Source organism: Labrys methylaminiphilus subsp. lupini (assembly GCF_051161885.1).
Taxonomy (GTDB): Bacteria; Pseudomonadota; Alphaproteobacteria; order Rhizobiales; family Labraceae; genus Labrys.
On sequence record NZ_JBMDIH010000001.1, the window covers coordinates 644,250 to 658,793 of the forward strand.

General features: G+C 63.8%; 16 protein-coding genes. 4 read left to right on the forward strand and 12 right to left on the reverse strand.

Features of this window, described 5'->3' with window-relative positions:
• Positions 1-72: 72 nt before the first annotated feature.
• Complete coding sequence (locus ACN6KF_RS02890; protein WP_434959602.1) at positions 73-972, reverse strand: glycine--tRNA ligase subunit alpha; 900 nt, start codon at positions 970-972, stop codon at positions 73-75.
• A gap of 240 nt (positions 973-1,212) precedes the next feature.
• On the opposite strand from ACN6KF_RS02890, the gene ACN6KF_RS02895 reads away from it, so the two are divergent.
• Positions 1,213-1,620: a hypothetical protein gene (locus tag ACN6KF_RS02895; protein ID WP_434955386.1), complete on the forward strand. Its 408-nt coding sequence runs from the start codon at positions 1,213-1,215 to the stop codon at positions 1,618-1,620.
• A 133-nt stretch (positions 1,621-1,753) separates the two neighbouring features.
• On the opposite strand, the gene ACN6KF_RS02900 is transcribed toward ACN6KF_RS02895, so the two are convergent.
• Entirely contained in the window at positions 1,754-1,927 is a 174-nt protein-coding gene (locus tag ACN6KF_RS02900) for a hypothetical protein (protein ID WP_187829741.1), read from the reverse strand.
• A 30-nt stretch (positions 1,928-1,957) separates the two neighbouring features.
• Positions 1,958-2,860 (reverse strand): S49 family peptidase, encoded by a 903-nt coding sequence (locus ACN6KF_RS02905; protein WP_434955387.1) that lies wholly within the window; start codon positions 2,858-2,860, stop codon positions 1,958-1,960.
• 301 nt (positions 2,861-3,161) lie between these two features.
• Between ACN6KF_RS02905 and ACN6KF_RS02910 the strand changes: the two genes are divergently transcribed.
• The gene (locus tag ACN6KF_RS02910) at positions 3,162-3,476 is read left to right on the forward strand and encodes a hypothetical protein (protein ID WP_434955388.1); all 315 of its coding nucleotides are present in this window, start codon (positions 3,162-3,164) and stop codon (positions 3,474-3,476) included.
• Between the two features lie 180 nt (positions 3,477-3,656).
• On the opposite strand, the gene ACN6KF_RS02915 is transcribed toward ACN6KF_RS02910, so the two are convergent.
• From ACN6KF_RS02915 to ACN6KF_RS02945, 7 genes are all read right to left on the reverse strand, one after another.
• Entirely contained in the window at positions 3,657-4,601 is a 945-nt protein-coding gene (locus ACN6KF_RS02915) for an amino acid ABC transporter substrate-binding protein (RefSeq protein WP_434955389.1), read from the reverse strand.
• Between the two features lie 137 nt (positions 4,602-4,738).
• Positions 4,739-5,986, reverse strand: coding sequence for a dicarboxylate/amino acid:cation symporter (locus ACN6KF_RS02920; RefSeq protein ID WP_434959603.1), 1,248 nt, complete (start codon positions 5,984-5,986; stop codon positions 4,739-4,741).
• A gap of 387 nt (positions 5,987-6,373) precedes the next feature.
• The gene (locus ACN6KF_RS02925; RefSeq protein WP_434955390.1) at positions 6,374-7,135 is read right to left on the reverse strand and encodes an SDR family NAD(P)-dependent oxidoreductase; all 762 of its coding nucleotides are present in this window, start codon (positions 7,133-7,135) and stop codon (positions 6,374-6,376) included.
• Between the two features lie 32 nt (positions 7,136-7,167).
• Positions 7,168-7,971 carry an ABC transporter permease gene (locus ACN6KF_RS02930; RefSeq protein WP_434955391.1) on the reverse strand — a complete coding sequence of 268 codons (804 nt, stop codon included), beginning with the start codon at positions 7,969-7,971 and terminating at the stop codon, positions 7,168-7,170.
• The gene (locus ACN6KF_RS02935; RefSeq protein ID WP_434955392.1) at positions 7,971-8,834 is read right to left on the reverse strand and encodes an ABC transporter permease; all 864 of its coding nucleotides are present in this window, start codon (positions 8,832-8,834) and stop codon (positions 7,971-7,973) included. Before ACN6KF_RS02935 ends, ACN6KF_RS02930 begins: the two co-directional genes overlap by 1 nt.
• A gap of 204 nt (positions 8,835-9,038) precedes the next feature.
• The gene (locus tag ACN6KF_RS02940) at positions 9,039-10,202 is read right to left on the reverse strand and encodes an ABC transporter substrate-binding protein (protein ID WP_434955393.1); all 1,164 of its coding nucleotides are present in this window, start codon (positions 10,200-10,202) and stop codon (positions 9,039-9,041) included.
• Between the two features lie 132 nt (positions 10,203-10,334).
• Positions 10,335-11,423 carry an ABC transporter ATP-binding protein gene (locus tag ACN6KF_RS02945; protein WP_434955394.1) on the reverse strand — a complete coding sequence of 363 codons (1,089 nt, stop codon included), beginning with the start codon at positions 11,421-11,423 and terminating at the stop codon, positions 10,335-10,337.
• Between the two features lie 126 nt (positions 11,424-11,549).
• On the opposite strand from ACN6KF_RS02945, the gene ACN6KF_RS02950 reads away from it, so the two are divergent.
• On the forward strand, positions 11,550-12,398 hold the full coding sequence (locus ACN6KF_RS02950) for a helix-turn-helix transcriptional regulator (protein ID WP_434955395.1): 849 nt from the start codon (positions 11,550-11,552) through the stop codon (positions 12,396-12,398).
• Between the two features lie 8 nt (positions 12,399-12,406).
• Here the strand turns inward: ACN6KF_RS02950 and ACN6KF_RS02955 are convergent, their stop codons facing one another.
• Both ACN6KF_RS02955 and ACN6KF_RS02960 read right to left on the reverse strand, forming a co-directional pair.
• Entirely contained in the window at positions 12,407-13,165 is a 759-nt protein-coding gene (locus ACN6KF_RS02955) for a tRNA1(Val) (adenine(37)-N6)-methyltransferase (RefSeq protein WP_434955396.1), read from the reverse strand.
• A complete protein-coding gene (locus ACN6KF_RS02960; RefSeq protein ID WP_149251743.1) occupies positions 13,162-13,386 on the reverse strand; it encodes a putative signal transducing protein in 225 nt (74 codons plus the stop codon). Before ACN6KF_RS02960 ends, ACN6KF_RS02955 begins: the two co-directional genes overlap by 4 nt.
• 114 nt (positions 13,387-13,500) lie before the next feature.
• Between ACN6KF_RS02960 and ACN6KF_RS02965 the strand changes: the two genes are divergently transcribed.
• Positions 13,501-14,517: a polyprenyl synthetase family protein gene (locus ACN6KF_RS02965; protein WP_434955397.1), complete on the forward strand. Its 1,017-nt coding sequence runs from the start codon at positions 13,501-13,503 to the stop codon at positions 14,515-14,517.
• The last annotated feature ends 27 nt before the right edge of the window (positions 14,518-14,544 follow it).

Consider the following 14,544-nt stretch of genomic DNA (forward strand, 5'->3'; position numbering starts at 1 on the left):
TCGAAGTTGGGCGACCCGGAAGGTCGAATGAAGGAGGCGAGGACGTGTCGGGCAAGGGAGAGTTGGGGAGAGCTAGGCTCCACCTGCCTCGGTCCTGACCCAGGCCTCGCCGCAGGCCTTGGCGAGCTCGCGCACGCGCAGGATGTAGCTCTGGCGCTCGGTCACCGAGATGGCGCCGCGGGCATCGAGCAGGTTGAAGCGGTGGCTCGCCTTGATGCACTGGTCATAGGCGGGCAAAGCGAGCTGATGCCGCTCGCCTTTGTCGCCGGCCGCGAGCAGGGCGTTGCACTCCTTTTCGGCATCGGCGAAGTGCTGCTTGAGCATCTCGATGTCGGCATGCTCGAAATTATGCCGCGAATATTCCTGCTCGGCCTGCAGGAAGACGTCGCCATAGGTCACCTTCTCGGCGCCCTCGCGGCCGTTGAAGTTGAGGTCGTAGACGTTCTCGACGCCCTGGACATACATCGCCAGGCGCTCGAGGCCGTAGGTCAGTTCCCCGGAGACTGGGTGGCATTCCTGGCCCGCGACCTGCTGGAAATAGGTGAACTGCGACACTTCCATGCCGTCGCACCAGCATTCCCAGCCCAGGCCCCAGGCACCGAGAGTGGGGCTTTCCCAGTCGTCCTCGACGAAGCGGATGTCGTGCAGCAAGGGATCGACGCCGATGGCGGCGAGCGAGCCGAGATAGAGGTCCTGCAGATCCGGCGGCGACGGCTTGAGGATGACCTGGAACTGGTAATAATGCTGCAGGCGATTGGGGTTTTCGCCATAGCGGCCGTCCTTGGGGCGGCGCGAGGGCTGGACATAGGCGGCATTCCAGGCCTTGGGGCCGAGCGAACGCAGCGTGGTGGCCGGATGGAAGGTACCCGCACCCACTTCCATGTCGTAGGGCTGCAGCACGACGCAGCCATAATCGGCCCAGTAGCGCTGGAGGGTCAGGATCAGGCCCTGGAACGAGCGTTCAGGGCGCATATAAGCGGGGGTAGCGTCGGCCATCTCGGTTCTCGAAAGTAATAAGCCGTGCCGGGGAAGGTGTTTCCGCCGGTACAGACGTCAGCCCGACCCTTAGAGCAAGATCGACACTGGGGAAACCTGTTTGTGCAGCGCGCGATCCTGTGCCTGTCCGCACAGCTGCCGGGAAGCTCTCATGAGACAAGGGATGCAACGGGACACATCAACCGATCCCGTACAACCAAATCCCAGGAGAGTAGTATGTCCAGGCAATCCCTTCTTCGTACCGGTCTCATCGCCGCCTTGATCTTCGGCTCGGTGGTCGGCTCCATCACCACCTCCTTTGCCGCATCCACCGGTCCCGGTGCGGGCGGCAACGGTGGGAACGGCGGCGGTCGCGGCGCCAGCGCGGGTCCTTCCGGTGGTGGCGGTGGCGGTGGTGGCATCTCGCCCGAGGCCCGCTTGATCATCGCGAACCCGCCGCCCTGCCGCACCCACGCCTGCAATCCGCCGCCGCGCCCGCCCGTGGTTCGCATCCAGACCAAATTCGTCGATCAGACGCGCTGCACCAATGTCTGGCGCCAGGTGGTGCTGGATGACGGCAGCGTCATCGAGGACCGCACGATGCCGATGCGCAAGCATTGCCGGGTCATCCGCAATTTCGATTGATCGAGCGTCCCAAAACAAAGAAGCAGGTTCGCAAGAACCTGCTTCGACGCGTCTGATAGGCTTGGCGTTAAGAGCGGCCGCACATAGGCATGTGCCATGCCGGGAGGCAGCACCAGATCTGCCGTCCTCCGGTTCAATCCGGGCGATAGACGCCGCTGCGCGGGTCCCGGCGCAGGTTGATGGCTTCCTGCCGAACGGGCTGGGGCTTGTAGAGTTCGTTGTTCACTCGCTCCCATTCGCGCTTGACCAGGCGAACAAGCACCACGGTCCCGACGAGGCTGGCGACTGCTAGAACGACAGGATGCATGGCAGGCCCTCTTCATTCATCATTTCGTAACTATAAACCGAAACGGGCACGAATTGCACGCCCTTCGAGTGCGGCAAGTACGCCTTCGGTTAATTGCTCGCTTTCGGCGGCCGAAAAATGGGTGCCCAGACCAAGGCGCCGGCCCAGCAGACCACGTGACTCCGAGACGGTCTTGAAGCGCACCTTTTCGCCGTAGCGCGCGCGCATCACGGACCGGATGTCCCCAATCGCATCGGCAAGGCCGAACTCGATCGCCTGCGGCGCGAGCCAGAACTCGCCCGAAAAGAGCTGGTCGTCTTCGCCCTTGAGCTTGCCGGTTCGGCGCTCCTTCACCAGGGCGATGAACATATCGTGGATATCGCGCTGCAGGGTGGCCAGCCTTTCGACATCTTCGGGTCTTTCGGGGCGGAAGGGGTCCAGCATCGTCTTGGAGCGCCCGGCCGTATGGACACGGCGCTCGACCCCGATTTTCTCGATCAGCTTGTCGAAGCCGAACGAGGCGGAGACCACGCCGATGGAGCCGAGGATCGAGGCCGGGTCGGCGATGATCTCGTCGGCAGCGCAGGCGATCATATAGCCGCCGGAGGCGGCGACATCCTCGACGAAAGCGAAGACCGGCAGCTTCTTCTCGGCGGCAAGGGCCCGGATGCGGCGCATGATCAGATGCGACTGCGCCGGCGAGCCGCCGGGCGAATTGATCACCAATGCGACCGCCTTGGCACCTTTTACCGCGAAGGCGCTGTCGATGAGCTTGTCGAGCTTGGTCATGTTCAGGCTGGCGCTGAAACGCGAGCCGGTGCCAATGGTGCCCGAGAGCGGAAGGACGGCAACCACGGGAGCCGGGTGGCGCCACTTCTCGGGCAGCAACCGCCGGATCCGGCCGGCACTTCGCTTCAACAGATTGTCCGATTGCGGGATATCAGGTGTCGTCAACGCGGCTTCGCCTTTTCCTGTGCAGCATGAAGCGGCGGGCCTCACGAGAAGGTGATGACCGCCTTTGCCGCATATAGGCACGAAATCCCGGCGGGACGATAGGCTGCGGCATCTGCTGAATGCAGGATGAACGGGTCGATCAAGTGGCATTCAGCAGATGATGGGATAGTGAAAGCGGGAAGGAGCGAGAGATAGTCGCCACTCCCCTGGAACCTTCCCGGTTCTGGCAGTTAGTATCATAGTAAGCTGGCCCGTCGGGGTTGGGTCGAGCTTTCGCCGATCTGAATCGCAGGAGGAACGAATGTTTCGCAAACTCGCTTTGGCGGCCGCCTTGGCTTTCGGCATGGGGGGCGCTGCCATGACCGTGCAGTCGGTCCAGGCCGCGGTGGTTCATCCGACAGCCAATGCCGGCGTGATCCAGGCCATCGAACAGTCGGCCCCAGCACCGGATGCCGCACAGAAGGTCTATCACCGCGGTCGCCCGCATTATGGCCGTCCGCACTACGGCCGCCCGCATTGGCGTCCGCGTCCACACCGCTATTGTCGGGTGAAGCGCGTGCGTGTGCACACCTATTACGGCTGGCGCTGGGTGAACCGTCGCGTCTGCTGGCGCTAACGAACGTTTCGTCCAAGGCGTTTCGCGACTTGGCGGCATCGCCAGGGATCACAAGGATGCGTCGGACCAAAGAGTGAGAGCAAAGCGATGCTCCGTCTGAACGCGCTTTGCTCGAGGGCGTGAATATGAACACCCCCGAACTTGGTTCGGGGGTGTTTCTTCATGCGCAGAGCGGATGTCTTAGAACTCGTCGATGCCGAGTGCCCGCCAGGCTTCGGTCAACTGCAGGGAGATAGGCAGGTTGAGGTTCTCCCCCGTGGGAGCGGGCTGGAGGAACCATCTGCGATAGGTTCTGACCAGCTTGCCCTGTTCGGCCATGGTCGCGAAGGCCCGCCGGACGGCTTCGGCCATCAGCGGATCTTCCCGGCGGAACATGATGCCATAGGCGTCGTAGGTGATGAAATCCCCGACGACGGCCAATGACTTCTGGGCGTGATTGCGGGCGATAAAGCCATAGAGCAGGGCGTCATCGGTCGCGAAGGCATCGGCTTTGCCTGCCGCCAGCATGTCGTAAGACTGCTGGTGGTCGGGAGCCGAGGCGATGATCATGCCAAGCTTGTATTTGTCGTTGAGCTGCTTCAGTGCGGCTTCATTGGTGGTGCCGGCTGTCACCACCAGGGTCTTGCCGTGCAGGTCCTTGTAGGTGTGGATGCCGGAATCGCGTTTGACCAGGAGCTTGGTGCCGGCCACATAGGTGATCGGCGAAAAGGAGACGCTCTTCTGGCGCTCGAGATTGGCAGTGGTCGAGCCGCATTCGAGATCGGCCTCACCTGATGTCACGGCCTCGATACGCGTATCGGAGGTGACGAGCTTGTAGTCGATGCGCACCGGCTTGTCGTGCAGTTCGCGCGAGATCTCCTCCACCACGCCCTTGCACAACTCGATGGCGTAGCCCTCTGGTCCGGCCTGGTCCGGGCGCTTGAAGGAGAAGGGAAAGGAGGCGTCGCGATAGCCGATGGTGATGGCACCGGTGCTGTTCGCCTTCAAAAGGGTGCCGGACAGTTCGAGCGGAAAATATTGCTGCTTGGGCGCGGCCGACAGGTCCTCGCCGATCATGTCTTCGGCCCTGGCGATGCCGATTGCCGCCATCACGATAGCGAACGTGAGCGGAATGAGTTTGTTCAAGGATCTCTCCCGAAAATCCGGGCGGCCGCCGGTCGGCGCCGCCCTCATGCGGCGTGCCGCGACGCAAGAGGCGATTGGCGGCACAAACGATGCTCGATGAGGGCGGCGGCATCGCAGCCGATGCCGCCGCCAGGCGTTCAGGCGTGAGCGCCTGCGGGTGTGGCACCGGCCACGCCGATGTCGTCCTTCTCCGGGCCGAGATCGCCTTCGAACTTGGCGACTGCAGAGGCCGCCAGCGAGTTTCCGATCACATTGGTGGCACTGCGGCCCATGTCGAGGAATTGGTCGATCCCGATGATCAGGAACAGGCCGGCCTCCGGAATCTTGAACTGCTGCAGCGTGGCGAGGATCACCACCAGCGAGGCACGCGGTACACCGGCCACGCCCTTGGAGGTGAGCATCAGCACGGCAGCGATGGTCAACTGGGTACCAATCGAGAGTTCGATGCCATAGGCCTGCGCGATGAACAATGTCGCGAAGGTCGTGTAGGCCATGGTGCCGTCCAGATTGAACGAATAGCCCAAGGGCAGCACGAAACTGGCGATGCGCTTGGAGACACCGAAACGCTCGAGCTGGTCGAGGATCTTCGGATAGGAAGCCTCCGAACTCGCGGTGGAGAAGGCAAGGAGGAAGGGCTCGCGCATGCGGCTGACAAGGCTGGTCATACGTCCGCCGAGCACGAAATAGCCGACGCCGAGCAGGAGTGCCCACAAGATGGCCAGAGTCAGGTAGAAGCCCCCAAGGAACTTGGCGAAGTTGAGGAGAACGCCCGGCCCGGACTTGGTGATGACCGAAGCAACGGCCGCGCATACGGCGAAGGGGGCGACCTTCATCACATAGCCGGTGATGACGAGCATCATATGGGCGATATCGTCTGCCAGCTGGATCAGTGGCTTGCCGCGCTCGCCCAGGGCCATGATGGCGACGCCGGCAAACATCGAGAACACCACGATCTGCAGAATCTCGCCCTCGGCCAGCGATTTGAACAGCGAGGTCGGTACCAGGTGTTCGACGAAGTTCTTGAAACTGAAGGATTCGGAGGAGAGATTGGCTGTGTTCGCGGCCTGATCGGCGATGACGATGCCATGACCGGGCTGGAGGAGATTGGCCATCAGCAGGCCGAGCAGCAGCGACACGATCGAAGCCGATATGAACCAGGCCATGGTCTTGGCGCCGACGCGCCCAAGCGTCGCGGCATCGCCCATATGGCCGATCCCGACGATCAGGGTCGTGAGAACCAGGGGGCCGATAATCATCTTGATCAGGCGCAGGAAGACGGCGCTGACCAGGGACATGTAGTCGGCGACCGAGACAGCCGTTTTCTTGTCGGGGAAGGAATAGAAGCAGGCGATACCGATCGCGATGCCCAGTACAAGGCCGATCATCACGTAGATGAAATTCTTATTCAAGTTGACCCCCCTCATTTGACCTAACGGTTGCATCCGGCGGGATGCAGACAAGCGAGATTTCTCTGGGGCAAATTATCAGACAAACGGCGTTTGAAAGGGCCCTTGCCAAAAATTTGCAACGGATTTGTCATGTTATTGACATAGTTGCACTCCAGCCGGCCGCGTGAGTCAAGCCTTTTCAAAGCGCTTTTGCAGATGTCGACCGGCACATTTCCTGTCGAATATTGACGGGATGTTTTGCTCGAAAAACAGGAGCGTTCACTTTGGTCAACGCGAGGCAGGACCATACCGCCCGTGGTGCAGGCTTCGCGCAGGACAGTGCGGCGGAACGGCGGTGCTGACCGGTGAACTTGCGGTGGCGGCTCAGCCGATGCTTTCCCCACCGTCGACGACCAGGGCCTGCCCGGTCATGAAGGCGGAGCGATCCGAGACCAGGAAGAGGATGGCCTCGGCGATCTCCTCAGCCGTGGCCCAGCGGCCCATCGGGATCTTCTCGCGGACATAGGCTTCGATGGCGGCACGGCCGCCCATCTGGGCGATGAAGGGCTCGTTGAAGGGGGTGTCGACCCAGCCGGGGCAGAGGGCGTTCACGCGCACCTTGTGCCGGGCATAATCGAGGGCCATCTGGCGGGTCATCGCCACCACGGCGTGCTTGGAGGTGGCATAGGCGATCATCTCCCGGTCGTAGAACATGCCGGAATTGGAGGCGGTGTTGAGGATGACGCCACCGCCAGCCGCGATCATCGCCGGCATGGCGAGCCGGGCCGCAAGGAAATGGGCGCGGACATTGATGCGCCAGGAGGCGTCGAACCCATCGAGGCTGACATCGGTGAGCGGCCCGCCGATCTGGATGCCGGCATGATTGTGCAGGATGTCGATGCGGCCATGGCGATCGAGCGTGCTGCGAACGAGATGCTCGACGGCCGCATCGTCAGCCACATCGGTGGCTACAGCCTCGGCACGGCCTCCCTGCGTGCGGATCCTGTCGGCGGTCGCCTCGCCGGCGGCGGCGTCCCGGTCGGCGACGATCACGACGGCTCCTTCGCGCGCCATGGCAAGGGCACCGGCCTGGCCGATGCCCGAGCCCGAACCGGTGACGACGGCGATGCGGCTTTCCAGGATCATGGTCATTCACTCGATGATGGGGAGCAGGGGCGCTATTGGCGCTTGCGCAGCAGGAACTGGGCGAGCAGCACCATCAGCACCGAGGCGACCAGCACCAGCGTGGCGATGGCGTTGATCTCGGGCGTGACGCCGCGGCGGATCGAGGCGAACACATAAATGGGCAGGGTGGTCTGCGGGCCCGCGACGAAGAAGGCCACGATGAAATCGTCGAAAGAGAAGGTGAAGGACAGCAGGAATCCCGCCAGGATGGCCGGGAAGATCTGCGGCAGCACGATGGAGCGGAAGGTGGTGAAGGGCGTGGCGTAAAGATCGCTCGACGCCTCGACCAGGTCGCGGCTCAGGCTGCCGAGGCGCGCGCGTACGATCATGGTGACCAACGCCATCGAGAACAGGCCGTGCGCGGCGATGATCGAGCCATAGCCGAGGCCGAGTCTGGGCGGGGCATCGCCCGGCCAGATCGCCGCGAGCAGCGGATTGGCGAAGGCGAAAACCTGCACCAGCGCCACCAGCGTGGCGATGCCGATGACCACGCCGGGCACCACGATCGCGGCGCCGAAAAGAGCATCGAAGACGAGGCGGGTTCGCGTGCCGACGCGCGACAGGCCGAGGGCCGCCATCGTGCCGAACACCGCCGCCAGCAGTGCACTGCTGGAGGCGACGATCAGGCTGTTGCGCAGGGCTTCCATCAGGAAGGGATTGGCGAGGGCAGTGCCGTACCACTTCGTCGAAAAGCCGACGATCTCGCTGGCGTTGCGGCCGGCGTTGAAGGAGAACAGGACGAGGAGCCCGATCGGCAGATAGAGAAAGGCGAAGACGGCGGCGACGAAGGCTCTCATCAGATCAGGTCCACCTGCCGGGCGCCCGATACGCGTGCCGCGATGCGGTTGGCGATCATGAGCACCACGACCGAGGCGACCACCAGCGTTACGGCGATGGCGGAGCCGAACGGCCAGTTGCGCGATTGCAGGAAGAGGTCGACCAGGGCATTGCCGATGAAGAAGACCTTGCCGCCGCCGAGCAAGGTCGGGATCAGATATTCGCCGAGCAACAGGATCATCACCAGGCTGAAGCCGGTCATCACGCCGGGCAGGGACAACGGCAGCGTCACGCCGAGGAAGGTCGAGACGGGCCTGGCGCCGAGGTCGGCCGAGGCTTCGAGCAGGCGGCGGTCGAGCCGCTCGAGGCTGACGTAGATCGGCAGGATCATCAGCGGCAGGTAGCCATAGACGATGCCGACCAGCACCGAGCCCGGCGTGTTGAGGAGCCGGATATCGGCAATGCCGATGAGATCGAGCAAGGCCGGGATGCCGCGCGAGCCGAGGATGTACATCCAGGCATAGCTGCGCATCAGCAGGCTGGTCCAGAATGGGATGACCACCAGCGCCAGCAGGATCAGGCGCCAGCGTGGCGGCGCTTTGACGGCGAGGTAATAGGCGACGGGATAGGCCACCAGCAGGCAGGCGAAGGCACCGGCCGGCGCCAGGATCGCGGTGTTCCAGAAGGCAGTGGAGCGTGCGCCGAGATTGGCATATTGCGCAAAAGAGAACGCGGCCTGGTAGCCGCCCTCCGGCGCCCGCTCGCCGACGCTGAAGACGAGCACGGCGATGAAGGGCAGCACCAGGAAGACCACGAGCCAGGCGCTCGCCGGGGCGAGCAGCAGGGTCGTCACGAGTGTGCGGCGGGCGCGGGAGGAGGCCACGGATGAGGTTCCAGTGGAAGGGCGGGCTGCATTGTTGGCAAAATGCGCTCGGTGTGAGGATGCTGTCATTCCCGGCGCCGCCGCAGGTGGCGGGAAGGGAATCCAGGGCCAGGGGCGTCGTGCTGCCCCTGGATTCCCTTCCCCTCGCTGTGCTCGGCCGGGAATAACGGAGCGGCCTTGTCTCCAGCGATCACCAGGGGGCACTCAGGCCGATTTGAAACGGGCCATCAGCTCGGCCCGGTTCGGATCGGTCAGTGTCGCCGCCGCCCCGAATTCCAGAGGCTTCAACAGCTCGGCGGCCGGATAGAGGATGGGATTGGCAAGGAATTCCTTGGGCAGTAGGGCGTTGACACGCGAATCCGTGCAGGGCGCGCCATTGGCGATGTGCTCCTTCACCGCATTTTCCGGCGTCATCAGATAATTGAGCAGGGCGTAGCCGGCCGGCTTGTTGGGCGCGTCCTTGGGAATGGCGTAGAAGTCGGTCCAGATCTCGCCGCCTTCCTTGCCGAGGATATATTTGATGTGGGGCAAGTCGCGGTTGAGCTGGGCTCCGTCATTGGTCCAGCACATCGTCATCCAGGCATCGTTGGCGCGCATCGGCGGCTGATAGTCGGAGGACACGGCATAGAGATGGGGCTTGGCCTTGATCAGCAGTTCCTCGGCCTTGGCGAGCTCGTCCTGCTTCAGCGAATTGAAGGAATAGCCGAAATATTTCAAGGCGTTGCCGATGGTGGTGAGCTGGTAGTCATGCACCATGGTGCGATTGGAGCCCTCGGCCATGGCGGTGTCCCAGAAATCCTTCCAGCTTGCCAGCGGCTTGCTGAGCTTCTGGGTGTTCACCGCAAAGCCGGTGGTGCCCCAGTTCTTCGGCACGGCAAAGACCGTGCCGTCGATGGTGCCCTCCGCGGTGAAGCGGGCATCCTCGGTGGCGGCGCTATAGGCCGGCAGCTTGGCAAGGTCGATGGCGTCGATGAGGCCGAGCTTTTTGTAGGTCGAGATGGTGTAGTTGGTCGGCACGAACAGGCTCCAGCCGGTGGCGCCGGCCTGGAGCTTGGCCAGCATCTCCTCGTTGGAACCGAAGACGTTGACCTCGACGGCGACGCCCGTCGCCTTGGTGAAGTTCACGAAGGTCTGCGGGTCGTGATAATTGGGCCAGGTGGCGATCGACATCTTGTCGCCGAGTTCGCCGGCGGCATGGGCGGGAGCGGGCAAGATGCCGTTTTCCCGGCCGAGCACGGCCATCGCCATACCGAGGCCGGTGGCGCCGAGGAAATGGCGGCGGCTGATCGAGCCCTTCCGGTAGCGCAGGAGCTGATCGACAAAGTCTTGGGCGGAGACCGGCAGGCCGTCGCGATAGGATTTCGACATGGCTCATTTCCCTCTGGTAGTGCCGCTTTGCGCGGCTTTTAGATCGACTTCTCGATTAAGAAAATGCGTTAAAACAAAGAGTTAGAGCGAAAACGACAATTCGAAAATAAAGTCATTTTGCTCTATCGTCGTTCAGGCGGCGAAGGCCAACGGCGCTCCCGGTGCGAAGCCGATCGAGACGCTGTCGCCCGGCCCCTTGAGGCCGGGGCCATGGGCCAGATGGTCGGCGGCGACCAGCACCGTGCCGACATCCTTGACGTCGATGGCATATTCGGCGGTCGAACCGAGAAAGATGCGGTTGTGCACGGTGCCCCGCAGGCTCGGCCCCCCGCCGGCCTCCAGGCGCATGGCTTCGGGACGGATGCTGATGCGCGCGGCCTGGCCGGGCTGGAGCGGGGCATGGCTGCGCGCCTGGAGCATGGTGCCGTCGGCGAGCACGATCCTGGCCGCCTTGCCGTCGACCTCGGCGACCTTGCCGTCGAGGAAATTGGACTTTCCGACGAAATCGGCAACGAAGAGGTCGGCCGGATCGTCATAGATCTGGCTGGGTGCCCCGGTCTGGACGATGCGGCCCTTGTTCATCACGCAGACGAGATCGCTCATCGAGAGCGCCTCTTCCTGGTCATGAGTGACGAGCACGAAGGTGATGCCGAGGGACCTTTGCAGATTCTGCAGTTCGAGCTGCATCTCGGTGCGCAGCTTCTTGTCGAGGGCGGCGAGCGGTTCGTCGAGCAGCAGCACGGCGGGCTTGTTGACCAGGGCCCGGGCCAGGGCAACACGCTGCTGCTGGCCGCCGGAGAGCTCGTGGATGCGCCGGCGGCCATAGCCGGAGAGGCGCACCATGGCGAGGGCCTCGTCGACGCGCCGGGCGATCTCCGAACCAGCCAGGCGCGGACGCGCCTGGCGCAGGCCATAGGCGATGTTGTCGCCGACGGTCAGATGCGGAAACAGGGCATATTGCTGGAAGACCATGTTGACCGGGCGGCGATAGGGCGGCGTGCCGGCCATGTCCTGGCCGCGGATCATCACCTGGCCGCTGCTTGGCTGTTCGAAGCCACCGATCATGCGCAGGCAGGTGGTCTTGCCGCAGCCCGAGGGGCCGAGCAAAGCGACGAAGGCCCCGTTGGGGATGGCGAGATCGATGCCATGCACCGCGGTGACCTCACCATAGCGCTTGGCGACGGCGCGAAATTCGATATCGGGCGAGGTCCTGTCGTTCATCCGCGCTTGTCCCCTCGGTCGCTGCCAAGCCGTTTCGATCTGGCCGGTTCATTCTTGCTTTTCGGCTTTTGCGAAAGGAAAGCTAGCAGAGCCGATTTCATCTCGTATATACCTACCAGGGGGTATATGCTGCATGTTTGTTCAGCACAGGGGGTAGAAATCGGCGGCACCAGGCATAATCTGGCGGCATCCACGGCGCTGGCGGAGGCGATAGGAACCGCGGGTCGCACCGGCTCGGGTGACTTCGCGCGCGCCCTGCTGGCCTGGCTCGGCCTGCATGCGCGTTTCGACCACAGCGTGGTGTTCGCCTATCGCGGCTCGGCTCGGCCGCCGATGCTGTACGAGACCTTTTCGCCGGCCGAGAGCCATATCTTCGTCGCCCTCTATCAGGATGGCGCCTATCTGCTCGATCCCTTTCATCGGGCTGCGATCGGGGGCTGCGAAGGCTTCCGGCGCATGCGCGAGCTGGCGCCCGACCGCTTCTATACGAGCGAATATTTCCGCTCCTATTACAGCCAGACGGGCCTTGCCGAGGAGGTGGGCTTTTTCGTGCAGCTCCCCGAGCAGACTTCGGTGGTGCTGTCGCTGATGCGCCTGGCGGGGTCGGGGCCGTTCGGCACCGCCGAGGTGCGCGGCCTGCGCGACCTGGCGCCGATCGTCCTCGCGCTGTGCGCCCAGCATTGGCGCGACCTGCCGGAGTTCGGCGAGACCGGCAGCCGGATGGCGACATTGCCGCTGCCGGGCAGCGATTTCGATCGCGCCCGCCTATGGGCCAGCCAGTCGCTGACGGCGCGGGAGGGCGAAATCGTCAATCTGGTGCTGCAGGGGCATTCGTCGGATTCGATCAGCCGCCTTCTGCATATCTCAGTGGGCACAGTGAAGGTGCATCGCCGCAACATTCACCACAAGCTCGGCATCCATTCCCAGGCCGGCCTGTTCGCCCGTTTCCTCTCGCTTTTGAACGAGACTGGCTAGCCTCCAGGCTAGGCCTGCCAGTCGATCAAGGCTTCACCGCGATGCAGGGCCTCCGCCTCTGCGGTGAAGCCGCCGTTCTCGTCATGCAGGATCAGCGGCGGCAGCAGGAGGAAGGGCGCGCGCGAACCCTTGACGGCGCGGATGAGCAGGCGGACGGCCGGCGCGCCGGCGTTCGGCTGCACGGGCTTGACCCGGATGTCGCCGAAGCGCCGGTCGAGGCTGGCCAGCAGCCGGGGCAGGGCATCCGCGCGGTGGATGAGGGCGAGGCTGCCTTTGGCTCGCAGGAGGGCGAGGGCGCAGAGGATCCAGGCTTCCTCATCGGCCTCGCCATGCACATGCGCACCGGCGCGATAGGCATCGGGTGCCGGGCGAATCGTGCCGGGAAGATGGAAGGGCGGATTCATGATGACATGGTCGGCCGTGCCGGGCTGCAAGGCCTGGCCCTTTGCCGGCCTTTGCGTGACGTCGGCCTCGATCGTGGCCACCCGTTCGGCAAGGCCATTGCGCGCAGCATTCCCGGCTGCCAATGCCGCGATGACCGGATCGATCTCGACCAAAGTGACGCGACATTGCAGGCAGCGGACGGCAAGGCCGAGGCCGGCGGCGCCGATCCCCGCACCGAGGTCGTAGACCATCTCTCCCGCAGCCGGCAAAAGACAGGCCGAAAGCAAGGCGGCGTCGGTTCCGACCCGATGGCCCCGGGCCGGCTGTGAGAGCTGCAGCCGACCGCCGAGAAAAGCCGAGAGTGTGGTCTCGGTTGCGGTCACGGCGTGCGCAGCTCCTTGCCGAGGCCGGCCTCGGTCAGCCGCTGGCGCGCCAGCACGCTCTGATCCGTGTCGACCAGTATGCGGCGCGGGATCATGCCGAGCGAGCCTTCAAGCACGCTCATATGGGTGTCCAGCACGAGATGGACCACGCCTGCCTCTGTGAGCAAGGCCTCGATATAGGAGATCAGCACGGGATCATTGGTACGAACGATTTCTTCCATGCGGCAATGGTTGCGATTATCGCAACAATTGCAATGTGCTTGTTGGCGCGACAACTGCGAGCTTGTATGGGGAGCCACGCATTTCTATGGTGCCGGCAAAACGGAGTGCATGTATTGGGCGTCGTTGTCGCATTCGAGGACAAATCCGGGTCGCAAGGATCGATCCAGCCGATCGTCGACCTGACCAAGGCGGATATGGCGCGGGTCAATGCCACCATCCTGTCGCGGACGGGGTCGGAGGTGACGATGATTCCTGAAGTCGCCAACCATCTGATCTCTTCCGGGGGCAAGCGACTGCGCCCGATCCTGACGTTGGCGACTGCCCAGCTTGCCCGCTACCAGGGCGAGGGGCATGTGAAGCTGGCCGCCTCCGTGGAGTTCATGCATACGGCCACGCTTTTGCACGACGATGTCGTCGACGAGAGCGATATGCGGCGCGGCAAGCCGGCCGCGCGCATGCTGTGGGGCAATGAGGCGAGCGTGCTGGTCGGCGATTTCCTGCTCGGCCAGGCTTTCAAGATGATGGTGGAAGTCGGCTCGCTCAAGGCACTCGACATCCTCTCGACCGCTGCGACGGTGATCGCCGAGGGTGAAGTGGCCCAGCTTGCCGCCGCCAAGAATACGGCGACCACCGAGGACGAATATCTGGCGGTGATTCGCGGCAAGACGGCGGAGCTCTTCGCGGCCGCCTGCGAAGTCGGCCCGGTCCTGGCCGAGCGCCCCAAGGATGAGCAGGCCGCCTGCCGTTCCTTCGGCATGAATCTCGGCATTGCCTTCCAGCTCGTCGACGATGCGCTCGACTATGGCGGCTCGGACACCAAGCTCGGCAAGAATGTCGGCGACGATTTCCGCGAGGGCAAGATCACCCTGCCGGTGGTGCTGGCCTTCCGGCGCGGCAATGAGGGCGAGCGCGATTTCTGGCGCCGCACGCTGGAACGCGGCGAGATCACGGAAGCCGATCTCGAGCACGCCATCGGCCTGATGCGCCGCCACAAGACGCTGGAAGATACCATCGAGCGCGCCCGTCATTATGGGGCCATGGCCAAGGATGCCCTGGCGCTGTTCGCCGACAGTCCGATGAAATCGGCCCTGGCGGATGTGGTGGAGTTCTGTATCGGCCGCGCTCACTGAGCGCCGGCCGGCCCCTTTTGGCCGGAT

Excerpts from the sequence above, each read along its gene's own strand:
- ACN6KF_RS02890 (WP_434959602.1), bottom strand. The coding sequence starts at position 972 with ATGCGCCCTGAACGCTCGTTCCAGGGCCTGATCCTGACCCTCCAGCGC.
- ACN6KF_RS02895 (WP_434955386.1), top strand. The coding sequence starts at position 1,213 with ATGTCCAGGCAATCCCTTCTTCGTACCGGTCTCATCGCCGCCTTGATC.
- ACN6KF_RS02900 (WP_187829741.1), bottom strand. The coding sequence starts at position 1,927 with ATGCATCCTGTCGTTCTAGCAGTCGCCAGCCTCGTCGGGACCGTGGTG.
- ACN6KF_RS02910 (WP_434955388.1), top strand. The coding sequence starts at position 3,162 with ATGTTTCGCAAACTCGCTTTGGCGGCCGCCTTGGCTTTCGGCATGGGG.
- ACN6KF_RS02920 (WP_434959603.1), bottom strand. The coding sequence starts at position 5,986 with ATGATCGGCCTTGTACTGGGCATCGCGATCGGTATCGCCTGCTTCTAT.
- ACN6KF_RS02925 (WP_434955390.1), bottom strand. The coding sequence starts at position 7,135 with ATGATCCTGGAAAGCCGCATCGCCGTCGTCACCGGTTCGGGCTCGGGC.
- ACN6KF_RS02930 (WP_434955391.1), bottom strand. The coding sequence starts at position 7,971 with ATGAGAGCCTTCGTCGCCGCCGTCTTCGCCTTTCTCTATCTGCCGATC.
- ACN6KF_RS02940 (WP_434955393.1), bottom strand. The coding sequence starts at position 10,202 with ATGTCGAAATCCTATCGCGACGGCCTGCCGGTCTCCGCCCAAGACTTT.
- ACN6KF_RS02945 (WP_434955394.1), bottom strand. The coding sequence starts at position 11,423 with ATGAACGACAGGACCTCGCCCGATATCGAATTTCGCGCCGTCGCCAAG.
- ACN6KF_RS02950 (WP_434955395.1), top strand. The coding sequence starts at position 11,550 with ATGCTGCATGTTTGTTCAGCACAGGGGGTAGAAATCGGCGGCACCAGG.
- ACN6KF_RS02960 (WP_149251743.1), bottom strand. The coding sequence starts at position 13,386 with ATGGAAGAAATCGTTCGTACCAATGATCCCGTGCTGATCTCCTATATC.